Source organism: Luteimonas marina, from assembly GCF_007859325.1.
Lineage (GTDB): Bacteria > Pseudomonadota > Gammaproteobacteria > Xanthomonadales > Xanthomonadaceae > Luteimonas > Luteimonas marina.
This window is the reverse complement of record NZ_VOHK01000009.1, coordinates 72,805-88,106: the sequence shown is the minus strand read 5'-3', so window position 1 is coordinate 88,106 and position 15,302 is coordinate 72,805. Positions and strand designations below refer to the sequence as shown.

Sequence of the window (15,302 nt, the reverse complement as noted above, 5' to 3'; positions counted from 1 at the left end):
GCTGGCGCCACGCGCCCGCGACCGCTACAATGGCGGCGTTTGCAACACGGCTGCCCGCTGCGTCCAACGCAGCCACGATCCTGGCAGGCCGGCCCGGGGACTTCCCCGCGGCGTCCTCTCCCGCACGTCTTTCGTCGCGCAGACACGGCACCGGAACCTCCGGCAGCCGCCAACACATTGCCCGCAACGCGGTTCTGGATGGTTCCGGGCAAGCCAGTCGAAGGTGTTTCGATGCCCATGCCCGCCCTGCGGCTGCACGGCACGGTGCGCCGCGGCTGCCACGGAGTGAGATCCATGACGTTTGAAACCACGCCTTTCGAAGGGCTTGGCCTTTCGCCGGCACTGCTGCGCGCGCTGTCCGAATCCAACTACACCACGCCCACGCCGATCCAGGCGCAGGCGATCCCCCCGGCGCTGTCCGGCCGCGACATCCTCGGCGCCGCGCAGACCGGCACCGGCAAGACCGCCGCGTTCGGCCTGCCGCTGCTGCAGAAGCTCGCGAAGGAAACCCCGGCCAAGGGCCCGCGCAAGCCGCGCGCGCTGGTGCTGGTGCCCACCCGCGAACTGGCGGTGCAGGTCAGCGACAGCCTCAAGGCCTACGGCCGCCACCTGCGCCTAAACGTGACCATGATCTTCGGCGGCGTCGGCATGCAGCCGCAGATCGACAACCTGCGCCGCGGCGTCGACATCCTCGTCGCCTGCCCGGGCCGGCTGCTCGACCACCTCGATTCCGGCCACGCCAAGCTCGACGCGGTGGAACTGCTGGTGCTCGACGAAGCCGACCGCATGCTCGACATGGGCTTCGCGCCGTCGATCAAGCGCGTGCTCGCGCGCGTGCCGAAGCAGCGCCAGACGATGCTGTTCTCGGCCACGTTCGAGCCGCGTATCCGCGCGCTGGCGATGGAGATGCTGGACAACCCGAGCGAAGTGCAGGTGGCGGCGCAGAACACCATCGCCGAGACCATCGTGCACCGCGTGCATCCGGTCGACGCTTCGCGCAAGCGCGACCTGCTGGTCGACATCCTCGCCACGCGCCACACCGACCGGGTGCTGGTGTTCGGCAAGACCAAGCACGGCTGCAACCGCCTCGCCGAACAGCTGGAGAAGGCGGGGCTGAAGTCGGTCGCCATCCACGGCAACAAGAGCCAGGCGCAGCGGCAGAAGGCGCTGGACATGTTCAAGTCGGGCAAGGCGCGCATCCTCGTCGCCACCGACGTCGCCGCGCGCGGCCTCGACATCCCGAACCTGCCGCTGGTGATCAACCACGACCTGCCGATGGTCGCCGAGGACTACGTGCACCGCATCGGCCGCACCGGCCGCAACGGCGCGCAGGGCGAGGCGCTGTCGCTGGTGTCGCCGGAGGAGGGCGGGCTGCTGCGCGACATCCAGCGCATGCTCAAGGCCGACATCGCGATGGAAACCGTGGCCGGCTTCGAACCCTCGCGGCAGATCCGGCTCGACGCCAACCAACCGGGCCGTCGCGGCGGCGGCCCGCGCCCGGGTGGGCAGAAGCCGGCCGGCGGCCAGCGCCCGCCGCGCAAGCCCGCGCACCGCGCGCACGGCAAGCCGCAGGATCGCGGCGCGCATGCGCATGCCCACACCGGCGCCAAGCCCGGCCGCGGCGGCAAGCCCGGCGAGCGCCGCGGCAATCGCGCCTGAGTGTCGGCGACGCGCTGACGGGCTGATGAGGAAGGGTCGGCATTCGCCGGCCCTTCCTTGCATGGAGTCCGTAGGTCGGGGCTACGCCCCCGACGCCCGGCCATCGGTGGGCAAGGCGTCGGCCACGTAGAGCCTGCCCCGTACTTGATACGGGGGCCGCCTTCGCCGGCCCTTCCTCCTTGCATGGAGCGGTGCGGGCCCCGCTCGCAGCTTCAGGACTGCTTCGACGCGATCCAGCGATCGATCTTCTGCTCGAGGATGTCGAGCGGCACCGAGCCGTCCTTGAGCACTTCGGCGTGGAATTCGCGGATGTCGAACCTGTCGCCGAGCGTTTCCTCGGCGCGCGCACGCAGTTCCTTGATCTTGAGTTCGCCGATCTTGTACGCCAGCGCCTGGCCCGGCCAGGCGATGTAGCGTTCGGCCTCGGCGATCGCGTCGGGTTCGCTGACCGAGGAGTTCTCGAACATGTAGTCGAGTACCTGCTGCCGGGTCCAGCCCTTGCTGTGCAGGCCGGTGTCGACGACCAGCCGCACCGCGCGCCACAGTTCGCCCTGCAGGCGGCCGAAGTACGAGTACGGGTCGGTGTAGACGCCGAGGTCCTTGCCCAGCCCCTCGGCATACAGACCCCAGCCCTCGATGAAGGCGGTCTCGCCGCCGAAGCGGCGGAACGGGGGCAGTTCGGTCAGTTCCTGCTGCAGCGCGAGCTGGAAGTGGTGGCCGGGGATCGCCTCGTGCAGGAACAGGTCCTCGGCGTCCCAGGTCTTGCGCGTGGGCAGGTCGTAGGTGTTGACGTAGAAGATGCCCGGGCGCGAGCCGTCCTCGCTCGGCGACATGTATTCGCCGCCCGCCGCCGACTGCGCGCGGAAGGCCTCGATCGGGCGGATCTCGAAGCCGGCCTTGGGCGTCAGCGAGAACAGCGCCGGCACGCCGGCCATGACCTTCGCTTCCAGCGCGCGGTAGTGCTCGAGCAGCGCGTCCTCCGACTTGAACTCGAACTGCCTGTCGTTCTGCATGAACCTGAAGAAGTCCTGCAGCGAGCCTTCGAACTTCACCTCGGCCATCACCTTGCGCATCTCGCCGTGGATGCGCGCGACCTCGTCGAGGCCGATCTGGTGGATCTGCGCGGGCGAAAGCGCCGTCGTGGTGGAGTTGCGGGCGTTGAACGCGTACCAGGCCTCGCCATCGGGCAGCGCGGCCAGGCCGACGGCGTCGCGCGTCTTCGGAAGGTATTCGTCGGCGATGAACGCATGCTCGCGCTTGAGCGCCGGCATCAGGCCCTCCGCGATCAGCTTGCGATAGGCCTCGGTCAGGCGCGCCTTGTCCTGCGCGGGGAAGTCCGCCGGCATGTTGGCGATCGGCCCCCAGAACTGGCTGTCCTCGGGCTTGTCGGCGATGATCGCGTCCAGCTGCGGCAGCACCTTCTCCATCACCACCCGCGGCTGCACCACGCCGGCGGCGATGCCTTCGCGCATGTTGGCGATCTCGGTGTCGATCAGCACCGGCAGGCGGTTGGCGCGCGCCAGCCAGTTGTCGTAGTCCTTGACCGTCTTGAACGGCTGCGCGCTGGTGCCCGACCCCAGCAGCACCGCGTAGCTGGCGATGCTGCCCATCTGGTTCACCGGCACCATCCACGAGGGGAACCGTTCGTCCAACAGCGCCATCTCGCCGTTGCGCACGAAGATCTCGTAGCTGAGCAGGTCCTGGCCTGCGAGGCCGTCGCTGCCGATCGCCTTGACGCGGTCGAGCCAGCGCGTGACGAACGCATGCTGCTGCTCGCGGAACTGCTTCGAGCCGAAGTCGGGCAACTGGTCGTCGTAGCGGTGGTCGCCCTGGAAGGTGGCCTGGATCGGGTTGAGCCTGAGGAACTCCTCCCAGTGCTCGGCGTACAGCGCGTTCAACTGCGCGGCCTTGTCCTCGGCGTGTTGTGCAGCGGCCTGCGGCGTGGCTTCGGGCGCGCTGCGGCTGCAGCCCGCGAGCGCGGCTGCAAGGGCGATGGCGAGGAACAGGGGGCGGGGCGTCATGGCGGTGCCTGTCGGGAAAAGGCGCACAGCATGGCCCGGCCCGGGGGCGTTCGCCATGCGTCGAAGGTCATCGTCGGGGGCAATCCGCCGCGACGCTCCCGGACGGCCATTCCCCCAAGGCCCTAGTCACGCGCGGCCAGTTCGCGCAATTCCCGCGCGCGCGCCGGCCCGAGGTAGGCGGCGATGCTCCGGCGCATCAGGTACAGCAGCGGGATCAAGGCCACCGCCGCCGCCATCTTCCAGACGTAGTTGACGCTGCTCACCGCGAGGAACAGCGACGTCGGCCACTGCTGCGGGCCGAGCACGAACGCGATCCAGATCACCACGAAGCTGTCGACCAGCTGCGACACCGCGGTCGAGCCGGTCGCGCGCAGCCACACCATGCGTTCGCCGGTGGCGCGGCGGATGCGGTGGAACACGTGCACGTCGATCAGCTGGCCGACGAGGAAGGCGACCACCGACCCGGCGATGGTCCACATGCCCTGGCCGAAGATCGCCGCGAACGCCGCCTGGTAGTCCGGCACGCCCTGCGCCTGCGCCGCATCCACCCACCAGCCGGCGGGCGCCAGCGCGATCGCGACGAAGGCGAACACGAAGCCGTACACGATCAGCGCGACCGCGATCCACGAGATCATCTTCACCCCGCGGCGGCCGAAGTACTCGTTGATGACGTCGGTGAACACGAACACCACCGGCCACAGCAGGGTGCCGGCGGTGAAGCTCAGCGATCCGGTCTGCCCGAACAGGTTCCATTCCAGCGGCGCGACGCCGAGCGTGTCCTCGAGCGCGAAGATCTTGACGCCGATGAACTCGGCCAGCACCGCATTGACGCAGAAGAACGCCGCCAGCGCGATGAACAGGCGGGTCGCGCGATCGTCGAGCGGAGATGCGTTCACGCGCCCTGCGGTGCCGCCGGCCGGTCGGGGGGATCGAACGGAATCGTCTCCGGGGCCACCGCGCCGCCGCTGATGATGAAGCTCATCGCCTGGTCGACGGTCCAGTCGGTGGGCGTGATCTTCTCCACCGGCACGATCTCGAGGTAGCCCGAGGTCGGGTTGGGCGTGGTCGGCACGTAGACCGCGGCGAGTTCGCGGCCGCTGCCCTGTTCGCGGATCACGCGGGTGACGAAGCCGACCGACTTCATCTGGCTGTGCGGGAAGTCGATCAACACCACGCGCTGGGTGCCGTCGGGTTTGGTCTGCAGGATGTCGAGCAGCTTGCGCGCGCTGGAATAGATGATGTTCGCCAGCGGGATGCGCTGCACCAGCGCCTCGATCCAGCCGAGGATGCGCTGGCCGAACACGCGGCGCGCCAGCCAGCCGACCGCAAGGATCAGCACCAGCGTCGCCACCATCGCGATCGTCGCCTGCACCGAGTCGGCGTTGATCCAGCCCAGCGTATCCGGGAACCACGCCGCGATCTGCGCCGCCAGCGGGCCGACCCACGGCCGGCTGATGTCCGACAGCAGCACGAACACGAACTTGACCACGACCCAGGTCAGCCAGATCGGCAGCAGGGTCAGCAATCCGGTGAGGAACAGGCGCTGCAGGCGCTGCGCGAGGGAGGGGGATGTGGGCATGCGGCGATCTTAGAGCCTGTTCGCGATCCTGGGGCGGGAATCCTCGAAGACGTCGTCCCGGCGAATGCCGGGATCCATTTTGCGGTTGGTCTTTGCTCCTGAAAACGAAAAGCAGGATCAAGATGGATCCCGGCGTTCGCCGGGATGACGTCTTCGAGGATCGTTGCCAAGCGTCTTGCGGATGCGCCAACGTTGCCGCGGCGATGGCGGTGGGCGCCGAGTCAGGGGTGATATCGGTCCGTTTGCCGGAGGTCCTACAGCTCGCGCACGAGCCGGAAGCCCACGTCGTCGTAGCCGCGCGCCGGATCGAGCGAACGCGAGGCGTTGTCCGTGCGCCAGCTCGCGCCGGTGGCCGCGCGGTGGCGGCAGTCCGAGGCGCAGTCCGTGCGCCACTCGGAGACGACGCGCTCGCCGCGGGCGGCGGGCAGGCGCGCGGCTTCGGCCGCGGTCGCAAGCCGGTAGCGCTGCCCGTCGCGGCGGCCGAGCCACTGCGCGTAGGCTTCCGCGTCCTGCCACGACACGCACACCACCGGGTCGCCGTCGGACTGCTCGAAGCCCGGCGCCTGCCAGTCGCGCGGCGACAGCACGCGCAGCAGCGAGATGCGTTCGCGGCACAGCGCGGCGGGACGGCCGTTGACTTCGGCGAAGCGCGCATAGTCGGCGCGGCTGACCGGCCGTGCGAATGCGGCCAGCGGGCGCGCGCCGCCCTCCAGCACCAGCATGCCCTCGAGGTTGCCGGCGTCGCGGCCGCGCAGGTCGGGAATCCGCGCGGCCTGCGCGCGCAGGCGTTCGATCGCCGCGGCGGGCAGGCCGGCCAGGCGCGCGTGCTCGACCGCGCGCATCGCGGCGTCGCGGTCGACGCTGCCGGCGGCGGCCGTCGCGCGCGCGACCAGGGCCTTGCCGATCCGGTCGCGGTAGGCAGCATGCGCGGCGGCGGGCACTGCGTCGGTGTCGTCCTGCAGGCGGTTCGCCGCGCGCAGCAGCACCGCCGTGTCCGCGTCGCGGCCCTTGCCGATCGACTGCGTGGCGGCGTTGCCCAATGCGTCGAGCAGGTCCGTGGCGGCTTCCGGCAGCTGCGGGTGCGCGCGATCGGCGCGCCAGGCGGCGACGAAGCTGTCGCTGGCGCTGTTGCCTGCGGGCGCGGCCAGGCGCCCGGCCTCGAGCCGTTCGCGCATGCGTTCGAGCAGCCGGTCCGCCGTCGACAGCGGGGCGGCGCCGTGCATGGCAGGGGCAGGATCGGCATCGACCGTCGAAGCGTCGGGCGCGCCGGGCGCGGCCGCGGCGGACGGCGTCACCGGCGTGGCCGGATCGGCGGCCGCCGTGGCGGGGCCGGCCTCCTGCGCCGAAGGCGACCAGCGCACGCCCCATCCCAGCGCCGCCGCGCACAGCAGCGCAAGCGGAACCCAGGCCAGCCTCGGCATCCGCCGCAGGCCGCCGGCGGCGCGGTCGGCGAGCCGCCCGAGCCACGCGCCGCGGCTGCGGCCCGACAGCGGCACCTCGTCCAGCGCCTGCAGCATCTGCTGCGCGTCGTGGAAGCGCTTGCGCGGCGACTTCGCCATCGCCCGGTCCATGAAGCGCTGCCAGTGGCGCAGTTCCGTCGGCAGCTTCGGGATCGGGTTCTGCGTGTGCTGGATCGCCATCGCCAGCGCGTCGTCGGCCTTGTACGGCAGTTCCCCGGTCAGCATTTCCCAGGCCAGCACGCCGACGCTGTAGAGGTCGGCGCGATGGTCGACCTGCTGCCCGCGCGCCTGCTCCGGCGCCATGTAGGCGGTGCTGCCGACGGCCAGCCCGGTCATCGTCACCCGCGTGCCGTGGCCGCGGCGCAGGGCGATGCCGAAGTCCGCCAGCAGCGGCCGGTCGGCTTCGTCGAACAGGACGTTCTCGGCCTTGACGTCGCGATGGACCACGCCGCGCGCATGCGCGAACGCGAGGGCGGACAGCAGCGCGCGCAGGATCTCGCGCAGGCGCTGCGGGTCGCGGCTGAGGTCGCGCTGGCCGACGTGCCCGCGCGGCAGGTGCGGCATCGCGTACCAGGGCAGGCCGTCGGCGGTGCGGCCGACCTCGTAGATGCCGACGATGTGCGGATGCTCGAGCCGCGCGATCGTGCGCGCCTCGTTCTCGAAGCGGCGGCGGCTGACCTCGTCGGCCAGCGCCTCGGGCCGCATCACCTTGATCGCGACCTCTCGCCCCAGCGACAGCTGGGTGCCGAGGTAGACCGTGGACATGCCGCCTTCGCCGACCACGCGCGACAGCCGGTAGCCGGGAATCTCCGGCAGCGGTCCGCGTGCGCCCTCGGTCGACCAGCCTGTCATGCAGCCCCCTGTTTCCGCGGTCGAGCATACACACGCCCGGCTGCGGTCCGGGTGAACGACGTTGCTTTCCGGGGAGAACGCGAAACCGGCGCCGCTCAGGCGCGCTTGCGGCGCACGTAGACCTGCTTGCGCACGCGCGCGACCACGTCGCCGGCGCGGTCGGTGATGGCGGTGTCGAACCAGTGCAGGACCTTGTCGCCGCTGGCAGCCTGCGCGCGGATCGCTTCGAGCGTGGCGTCGTCGAGCTCGAAGCCGGCGACGACCGTACCCTTGCCGGGCTTCACGAATTCGATCTCCGCGGCCCGGTCCCAGACGATGTAGCCGCGGCCCAGGCGCTCCTTGACCAGGATCATCCAGAACGGATCGGTCATCGCGAACAGGCTGCCGCCGAAGTGGGTGCCGACGTAGTTGCGGTTCCAGGGGCGCATGCGCAGTTCGACGCGCGCGTGGCGCCAGTCGTGCGACAGGGCGGTGACGTGGATGCCGGCGAAGGCGAACGGTGGCCACAGGTTGAAGATCCAGCGCAGGGCGGCGGGGGACATGCGGCTCGGGTTCGGGTGGGGTCTCGAAGCCTACCATACGCATTGGTACGGTCTTGTCGGCCGAAGACTCCGGGTGCCGCGGCCGCAGAGCCTGTTCAAAGTCCCGAAACCCGCTCGTCATCCCGGCGAAAGCCGGGATCCAGCCTTCCGTTCGGCGGCAGTCCTGATTTCTGGAGGCCAAAGCTGGATCCCGGCTTTCGCCGGGATGACGAGCCAGCACGGGCCGTCGTGGAGGCTTTGAGCAGGCTCTCAGAACAGCAGTGCGGACATCTTCCTGCGGTAGCGCCCGACCAGTTCGGCGTCGTCGATGACGCGGAAGGCGTCGATCAGGGCCTTCTTCGGCAGGCCGTCCTCGTAGTCGCGGCCCTGCCGCAGCATTTCGATGAACTGCTCCAGCGCCGCCTCGCTGCGGCCGGCCACCAGCCGCTGCGCGCCCAGCAGGTGGCGCGCGCGCAGGTCGGACGGATCCGCGGCGATCGCCGCCTCCAGCGCTTCCGGCGGTGGCGCGTCCTGGAGCAGGGCGGAGAAGCCCAGCCGCGCGCGCGCCTTCACCGCGCGGTCGTCGGTGGACAGGTTGGCGGGCAGGGCGTCGAGCAGCGTCTCGGCCTCGGTCGCGCCACCGGTCTGCAGCAGCGCGAGGGCGAGGTCGAGTTTGAGTTCGTCCTTGTCCGGTTCGGCCTCGACGGCCTGGCGCAGGCGCGCGACCTCGGCCTGCGGATCGAGCGGCGCGGCCTCCCCGGCGGGCGCTTCTTCGGCGGGTTCGGCCGGCTCGATACCGTGGTGCTTGAGGAACTCGCGCACCTGGCCCTCGGGCAGCGCGCCCTGGAAGCCGTCGACGATCTGCCCGCCCTTGACCAGGAACACGGTCGGAATCGAGCGGATCTGGAATGCGGCGGCGATCTGCGGCTCGGCCTCGGTATCGACCTTGGCCAGCTCGAACGCGCCGTGATGCTCGGCGGCGACCTTCTCGAGGATCGGCCCCAGCGTCTTGCACGGCCCGCACCACTCGGCCCAGAAATCGACCAGCACCGGCACCTGCAGCGATTTCTGCAGGACGTCGGCCTCGAAACCGGCGGTGGTGGCATCGAAGACGTGGGCGTTGGCGGTATCGGCGGACATGCGCGGGTTCCTGTTGCAGACCCCTGACATTGTGTCAGAGATGCGGGAATCAACCTTCGGGCCGTGCCGCTGCGCCACGGCGATTGCATGCCTGGCCGACGCCCGGACAATGCGCTGCAGCCAGACCGAAGGACGATCCGTGACCGTGAAGCTTTCCCTCGCGCAGGCCCGCCGCATCGCGCTCGCGGCGCAGGGGTTCGGCGACCGCCGCCACGCGACGCCGACGCTGCGCACCTTCTCGCGCACCATGGCGCGCACCGGCGTGCTGCAGATCGACTCGGTGAACGTGCTGCAGCGCGCGCACTACATGCCGCTGTTCAGCCGCATGGGGCCCTACGACACCGGCCTGCTGGCGCGCGCGTCGGAACAGGCGCCGCGCAGGATGGTCGAATACTGGGCGCACGTCGCGGCGTTCATGCCGGTCGAACTGTGGCCGTACATGGGCCACCGCATGCGGCACTACCGCGAGCGCGGGCACGCATGGACGATCATGCGCCACAACCCGAAGCTGGTGGACGCGCTGCTGGCGGAAGTGCGCGAGCGCGGTGCGTCGACGCCGCGCGATCTCGACGACGGCCTGCCGCGGGCGAAGACCCACTGGGGCTGGAACTGGTCGGACACGAAGAAGGCGCTGGAGTACCTGTTCTTCACCGGCGAACTCGCGATCGCCGGACGCAACGCCGCCTTCGAGCGGCTGTACGACCTGCCCGAGCGGGTGATCCCGGCGCACGTGCTCGCGCAGCCGGCGCCGACCGATGCGCAGGCGCACATCGAACTGGTCCGGCGCGCGGCGATCTCGCACGGCATCGCCACCGAGGCCTGTCTGCGCGACTACTACCGCATGCACCACGACCACAGCCGGCCGGCGCTCGCCGCGCTGGTCGAGGCCGGCGAACTGCTGCCCGCCGCCGTCGAGGGCTGGCCGCGGCCGGCCTACCTGCACCGCGACGCGCGGCTGCCGCGGCGGATCGACGCGCGCGCCCTGCTCAGCCCCTTCGATCCGGTGGTCTGGGAACGCGAGCGCACCGAGCGCCTGTTCGGTTTCCACTACCGCATCGAAATCTACGTGCCCGAACACAAGCGCAGGCACGGCTACTACGTGCTGCCGTTCCTGCTCGGCGACCGCCTGGTCGCGCGCGTGGACCTCAAGGCGGACCGCAAGGCCGGCGTCCTGGTGGTCAGGAGCGCGCACGCCGAGGCGCAGGCCCCCGCCGAAACCGCGCCTGCGCTTGCCGCGGAGCTGCGTGCGCTGGCCGGATGGCTGGGGCTGTCGGACATCCGCGTGGAGCGTCGCGGGGGATTGGCCTCCGCACTGCGTGCGGCGGTGCGCCTGGCCGGTTGACGGACCCGCATCGGCGCCGATGCGGTCCAGATGCCGTCATCCCCGCGAACGCGGGGATCCATTTTGACTTTGACGCGAAAGACACTGGATCCCCGCCTTCGCGGGGATGACGGCAAGAGCCAGGAATGCGTCAAGGAGGGACATGCGTCAGCCGTGCCTGACCTTCAGCGCCAGGATCGTCACCGCCAGCACGAAGGTGATGGCATTGGACACGATCATCGGCCAGGAACCGAGCACGAGGCCGTAGCCGAACCAGAACACGATGCCGACGGTGAATACCACGTACATCCCCAGCGAGATGCCGCGGGTGTCGCGGCTGCGGATCGTCTTCAGCGCCTGCGGCACGAACGCCAGCGTGGTCAGCGTGGCCGCCACGTAGCCGAGCCATTCGAGGTTCATGGCGACCTGTGGACCTTGCCGTCCTTCATCACGAAGTCGACGCCCAGCACGGCGTTGATGTCGGCGACCGGATCGCCCGGCAGCGCGATGATGTCGGCGCGCTTTCCTGCCTCGATCACGCCCTGGTCGTCGACGCCGAGCACGCTCGCGGCATGGATCGTCGCCGCCTGCAGCGCGTAGGCGGCGGGAATGCCGGCCTCGACCATGTACAGGAACTCGCGCGCGTTGTCGCCGTGCGGGCCGACGCCCTGGTCGGTGCCGAAGGCGATCTTCACGCCCGCCTTGTACGCGCGCGCGGCGGTGTCCTGGATCTGGGCGCCGATGCGCGCGGCCTTGGGCCGCACGATCTCGGGGAAGTAGCCGTCGATCTTCGCCTTGTCGGCGACGAAGCGCCCGGCGTAGATCGTCGGCACGTACCAGGTGCCGTGCTGCTTCATCAGCCGCATCACCTCGTCGCTCATCTGCGTGCCGTGCTCGATGCTGGTCACGCCGGCGAGCACCGCGCGCTTCATGCCCTCGGTGCCGTGCGCGTGCGCGGCGACGGTGTAGCCGTAGTCCTTCGCGGTGTCGACGATGGCCTTGATCTCGTCGACGGTGAACTGCGGCGCGTCGCCGGATTTCGCGTAGCTCAGCACGCCGCCGGTGGCGGTGATCTTGATCACGTCGCTGCCGTCCTTGTAGCGCTGGCGCACGGCCTGGCGCGCGTCGTCGACGGAGTTGATCACGCCCTCGGTCGGGCCGGGCGGGCCGACCAGGTGCGAGAGCCGGTCGTTGAGGCCGTTGCTGGGATCGGCGTGGCCGCCGGTGGTGGCGATCGACTTGCCCGCGGCGAAGATGCGCGGGCCGTCGACCAGGCCCTGGTGGATCGCGTCGCGCAGGTGCGGGCTGACGTCGCCGCCGAGGTCGCGCACGCTGGTGAAGCCGGCCTGCAGCGTCTTCTCCGCGTAGCCGACCGCGCGGAAGGCGTAGTCGACCGGATCGAGGCGGAAGCCCTCGGAATAGCTCTGCGGGCTGGACTGGCTGCCCAGGTGCACGTGCAGGTCGGTCCAGCCGGGCAGGCAGGTGCGCCCGTCGAGCACGATCGAGGCGGTGCCGTCGGGCAGTTTGGCGCGGCCCGGCAGCACCGAACGGATGCGGCCGTCCTCGACCACGATGGTGTGCTCGCCCAGCACCTTGCCGCTGCGCGCGTCGAACAGGCGTTCGCAGTGCAGCGCGACGGGATCGGCGGCGAAGGCGGGCAGGGCGGTGCAGGCGAGCAGCAGGGCGGCGGTCTGGCGCATGGGACAGGCGTTCCGGGCGGCGAGGCGGGCATGGTAGGGCAAACGCCGTTTTGCCCGTCTTCCCCGCGAAGGCGGGGATCCAGCGTCTTTGCCCTTCAAGGGCTTGAAGTCACTGCCCCTCGCCTTCCGCATGGCGACTCCTGCTGCACTGCGGTAGGCTGTCCGGCTCCCCAAGCCAGTCGCCGCGCCGTGTCCGAATCGCCCGCCAGCCCCGAGCACAGCTACCAGCCCGCCGCCGTCGAGGGCGCCGCCCAGAAGTTCTGGGACGACACCCGCGCCTTCGAGGTCACCGAACAGCCGGGCAAGCCCAAATTCTTCTGCCTGTCGATGCTGCCCTACCCCTCGGGCGCGCTGCACATGGGCCACGTGCGCAACTACACCATCGGCGACGTCATCAGCCGCTACCAGCGGATGACCGGCAAGAACGTGCTGCAGCCGATGGGCTGGGACGCCTTCGGCCTGCCCGCCGAGAACGCCGCGATCAAGAACGCGACCGCGCCGGCGAAGTGGACCTGGGCCAACATCGACCACATGCGCGCGCAGCTCAAGTCGCTGGGCTACGCGATCGACTGGAGCCGCGAGTTCGCGACCTGCTCGCCGGACTACTACGTCCACGAGCAGCGCATGTTCACGCGGCTGATGAAGAAGGGCCTGGCCTACCGCCGCAACTCGGTGGTGAACTGGGATCCGGTCGACCAGACCGTGCTGGCCAACGAGCAGGTCATCGACGGCCGCGGCTGGCGCAGCGGCGCGCTGGTGGAGAAGCGCGAGATCCCGCAGTGGTTCCTGAAGATCACCGACTACGCGCAGGAACTGCTCGACGGGCTCGACACGCTCGACGGCTGGCCGGATTCGGTCAAGACCATGCAGCGCAACTGGATCGGCCGCAGCGAAGGCCTGGAGATCCGCTTCCGGGTCGACGGCGAGGACGAACCGCTGACCGTCTACACCACGCGCCCGGACACGCTGATGGGCGTGACCTTCATCTCCATCGCCGGCGAACATCCGCTGGCGCTGAAGGCGGCCGCCTCGAATCCCGAGCTGGCCGCGTTCCTCGACGACCTCAAGCGCGGCGGCGTCTCCGAGGCCGAACTCGAAGCCCAGGACAAGCGCGGCATGGCCACCGGCCAGTGGGCGATCCATCCGGTGACCGGCGAGGACGTGCCGATCTACGTCGCCAACTTCGTGCTGATGGGCTACGGCACCGGCGCGGTGATGGCGGTGCCGGCGCACGACCAGCGCGACTGGGAGTTCGCCAAGGCCTACGGCCTGCCGGTGAAGCCGGTGATCGTGCCGGCGTCGGTGCGCGATGCGCTGGCCGAGATCGGCTCGCACGTCGCCGAGCACGACGACCCGATGGCGGTCGCGCTGGGCGCGCACGGGCCGATCGACGTGGTCGAGATCGACGCCGCGGTGGCGGTGGTGCGCGATTACCTGGAGGGCATCGAACAGCGCGAGGCGCAGACCGAGCGCGGCTTCCTGGTCAACTCGGGCGACTTCAGCGGCATGGACTTCGACGCCGCATTCGACGCGCTGGCCGCGCGCTTCGAGGCCGAGGGCAGCGGCCGGCGCAAGGTCAACTTCCGCCTGCGCGACTGGGGCGTCAGCCGCCAGCGCTACTGGGGCTGCCCGATCCCGGTGATCTACTGCGCCGATTGCGGCGCGCTGCCGGTGCCGGAAGACCAGTTGCCGGTGCTGCTGCCCGAGGACGTCGCCGACGCCTTCGCCAATCCGGGCGTGGTGCATTCGCCGATCAAGTCCGACCCCGAGTGGCGCAAGACCACCTGCCCGTCCTGCGGCAAGCCGGCCGAGCGCGAGACCGACACCTTTGACACCTTCATGGAGTCGAGCTGGTACTACGCGCGCTACACCTCGCCGGGCGCGGCCGACATGGTCGACAATCGCGCGAAGTACTGGACGCCGGTCGACCAGTACATCGGCGGCATCGAGCACGCGATCCTGCACCTGCTGTACTTCCGCTTCTACCACAAGCTGCTGCGCGACGAAGGCCTGGTGGACAGCGACGAACCCGCCACGCGCCTGCTCACGCAGGGCATGGTGATCGCCGACACCTACTACCGCGAGAACCCGAACGGCTCGAAGGACTGGATCAATCCCGCCGACGTCGAGGTCGCGCGCGACGAGAAGGGGCGCGTCACCGGTGCGAAGCTCAGGTCCGACGGCCAGCCGGTGCTGATCGGCGGCGTGGAGAAGATGTCGAAGTCGAAGAACAACGGCGTCGACCCGCAGGCGATGATCGCCCGCTACGGCGCCGACACCGTGCGCCTGTTCTCGATGTTCGCCTCGCCGCCGGAGCTGTCGCTGGAGTGGAACGAGGCCGGCGTGGAGGGCATGTCGCGCTTCCTGCGGCGGCTGTGGACGCAGGTGCAGCGCCACGTCGAGGGCGGCGCGGCCGGCGGCTTCGACGCCGCGGCGGCCACGCCCGCGCAGAAGACCCTGCGCCGCCAGCTGCACGAGGCGATCCAGAAGATCGGCGACGACTACGGCCGCCGCCACAGCTTCAACACCGCGATCGCCGCGGTGATGGAACTGCTGAACGCGGTGGCGAAGTTCGATGGCGCCTCCGCCAACGGCCGCGCGCTGCGCCAGGAATGCCTCGAGGCCATGGTGCTGCTGCTCAACCCGATCACCCCGCACGCCAGCCACGCGCTGTGGCAGGCGCTGGGCCATCCCGAGACGCTGCTCGAGGACCTGCCGTTCCCGCAGGCCGACCCGGCCGCGCTCCAGCGCGACGCGGTGACGCTGGCGGTGCAGGTCAACGGCAAGCTGCGCGGCACCATCGAGGTTGCGGTCGACGCATCGCGCGAGGCGATCGAGGCCATCGCCCTGGCCGAACCGAACGTGCAGGCCTTCCTGTCGGGACTGGCCGTGCGCAAGGTCATCGTGGTGCCGGGGAAGATCGTCAACGTCGTCGCCGGGTAGGCCATGTCGTCAAGTCCGGGTGGTCTCCGTCGGGCATGGCACATGTCGCAGCCGCGGCGGAAGCCGGTCATCCGGCCTGTCATTTCGACCGAAGGGAGAAATCTCC

11 protein-coding genes are annotated in these 15,302 nt (G+C 70.3%); 3 read left to right on the top strand and 8 right to left on the bottom strand.

What is annotated here, in order from left to right; all coding sequences use genetic code 11:
• Positions 1 to 294: 294 nt before the first annotated feature.
• Positions 295 to 1,659 (top strand): DEAD/DEAH box helicase, encoded by a 1,365-nt coding sequence (locus tag FQY83_RS16820; RefSeq protein WP_146389285.1) that lies wholly within the window; start codon positions 295 to 297, stop codon positions 1,657 to 1,659.
• 212 nt (positions 1,660 to 1,871) lie between these two features.
• On the opposite strand, the gene FQY83_RS16815 is transcribed toward FQY83_RS16820, so the two are convergent.
• From FQY83_RS16815 to trxA, 6 genes are all read right to left on the bottom strand, one after another.
• Positions 1,872 to 3,680 carry a DUF885 domain-containing protein gene (locus tag FQY83_RS16815; protein ID WP_146389283.1) on the bottom strand — a complete coding sequence of 603 codons (1,809 nt, stop codon included), beginning with the start codon at positions 3,678 to 3,680 and terminating at the stop codon, positions 1,872 to 1,874.
• 122 nt (positions 3,681 to 3,802) lie between these two features.
• Positions 3,803 to 4,576, bottom strand: a complete 774-nt coding sequence (locus FQY83_RS16810) for a queuosine precursor transporter (protein ID WP_146389281.1) — start codon at positions 4,574 to 4,576, stop codon at positions 3,803 to 3,805.
• Complete coding sequence (locus FQY83_RS16805) at positions 4,573 to 5,259, bottom strand: DUF502 domain-containing protein (RefSeq protein WP_146389279.1); 687 nt, start codon at positions 5,257 to 5,259, stop codon at positions 4,573 to 4,575. Before FQY83_RS16805 ends, FQY83_RS16810 begins: the two co-directional genes overlap by 4 nt.
• Positions 5,260 to 5,513: 254 nt before the next feature.
• On the bottom strand, positions 5,514 to 7,571 hold the full coding sequence (locus FQY83_RS16800) for a bifunctional serine/threonine-protein kinase/formylglycine-generating enzyme family protein (protein ID WP_146389276.1): 2,058 nt from the start codon (positions 7,569 to 7,571) through the stop codon (positions 5,514 to 5,516).
• Positions 7,572 to 7,666: 95 nt separating this feature from the next.
• A complete protein-coding gene (locus tag FQY83_RS16795; RefSeq protein WP_146389274.1) occupies positions 7,667 to 8,113 on the bottom strand; it encodes a DUF4442 domain-containing protein in 447 nt (148 codons plus the stop codon).
• 249 nt (positions 8,114 to 8,362) lie between these two features.
• Entirely contained in the window at positions 8,363 to 9,232 is an 870-nt protein-coding gene (gene trxA, locus FQY83_RS16790; protein WP_146389272.1) for a thioredoxin, read from the bottom strand.
• Positions 9,233 to 9,377: 145 nt separating this feature from the next.
• Between trxA and FQY83_RS16785 the strand changes: the two genes are divergently transcribed.
• Positions 9,378 to 10,574 (top strand): winged helix-turn-helix domain-containing protein, encoded by a 1,197-nt coding sequence (locus FQY83_RS16785; RefSeq protein WP_202878210.1) that lies wholly within the window; start codon positions 9,378 to 9,380, stop codon positions 10,572 to 10,574.
• A 147-nt stretch (positions 10,575 to 10,721) separates the two neighbouring features.
• Here the strand turns inward: FQY83_RS16785 and FQY83_RS16780 are convergent, their stop codons facing one another.
• Together FQY83_RS16780 and FQY83_RS16775 are read right to left on the bottom strand one after the other, a co-directional pair.
• Positions 10,722 to 10,973 (bottom strand): SemiSWEET transporter, encoded by a 252-nt coding sequence (locus FQY83_RS16780; RefSeq protein ID WP_146389268.1) that lies wholly within the window; start codon positions 10,971 to 10,973, stop codon positions 10,722 to 10,724.
• Complete coding sequence (locus FQY83_RS16775) at positions 10,970 to 12,253, bottom strand: metal-dependent hydrolase family protein (protein WP_146389266.1); 1,284 nt, start codon at positions 12,251 to 12,253, stop codon at positions 10,970 to 10,972. Before FQY83_RS16775 ends, FQY83_RS16780 begins: the two co-directional genes overlap by 4 nt.
• 189 nt (positions 12,254 to 12,442) lie before the next feature.
• On the opposite strand from FQY83_RS16775, the gene leuS reads away from it, so the two are divergent.
• Positions 12,443 to 15,196, top strand: coding sequence for a leucine--tRNA ligase (gene leuS / locus FQY83_RS16770; protein WP_146389264.1), 2,754 nt, complete (start codon positions 12,443 to 12,445; stop codon positions 15,194 to 15,196).
• Positions 15,197 to 15,302: the final 106 nt, after the last annotated feature.

Coding starts and splice junctions, on each gene's coding strand:
- FQY83_RS16775 (WP_146389266.1), bottom strand. CDS start 12,253: ATGCGCCAGACCGCCGCCCTGCTGCTCGCCTGCACCGCCCTGCCCGCC.
- trxA (WP_146389272.1), bottom strand. CDS start 9,232: ATGTCCGCCGATACCGCCAACGCCCACGTCTTCGATGCCACCACCGCC.
- FQY83_RS16820 (WP_146389285.1), top strand. CDS start 295: ATGACGTTTGAAACCACGCCTTTCGAAGGGCTTGGCCTTTCGCCGGCA.
- FQY83_RS16805 (WP_146389279.1), bottom strand. CDS start 5,259: ATGCCCACATCCCCCTCCCTCGCGCAGCGCCTGCAGCGCCTGTTCCTC.
- FQY83_RS16780 (WP_146389268.1), bottom strand. CDS start 10,973: ATGAACCTCGAATGGCTCGGCTACGTGGCGGCCACGCTGACCACGCTG.
- FQY83_RS16795 (WP_146389274.1), bottom strand. CDS start 8,113: ATGTCCCCCGCCGCCCTGCGCTGGATCTTCAACCTGTGGCCACCGTTC.
- FQY83_RS16800 (WP_146389276.1), bottom strand. CDS start 7,571: ATGACAGGCTGGTCGACCGAGGGCGCACGCGGACCGCTGCCGGAGATT.
- FQY83_RS16815 (WP_146389283.1), bottom strand. CDS start 3,680: ATGACGCCCCGCCCCCTGTTCCTCGCCATCGCCCTTGCAGCCGCGCTC.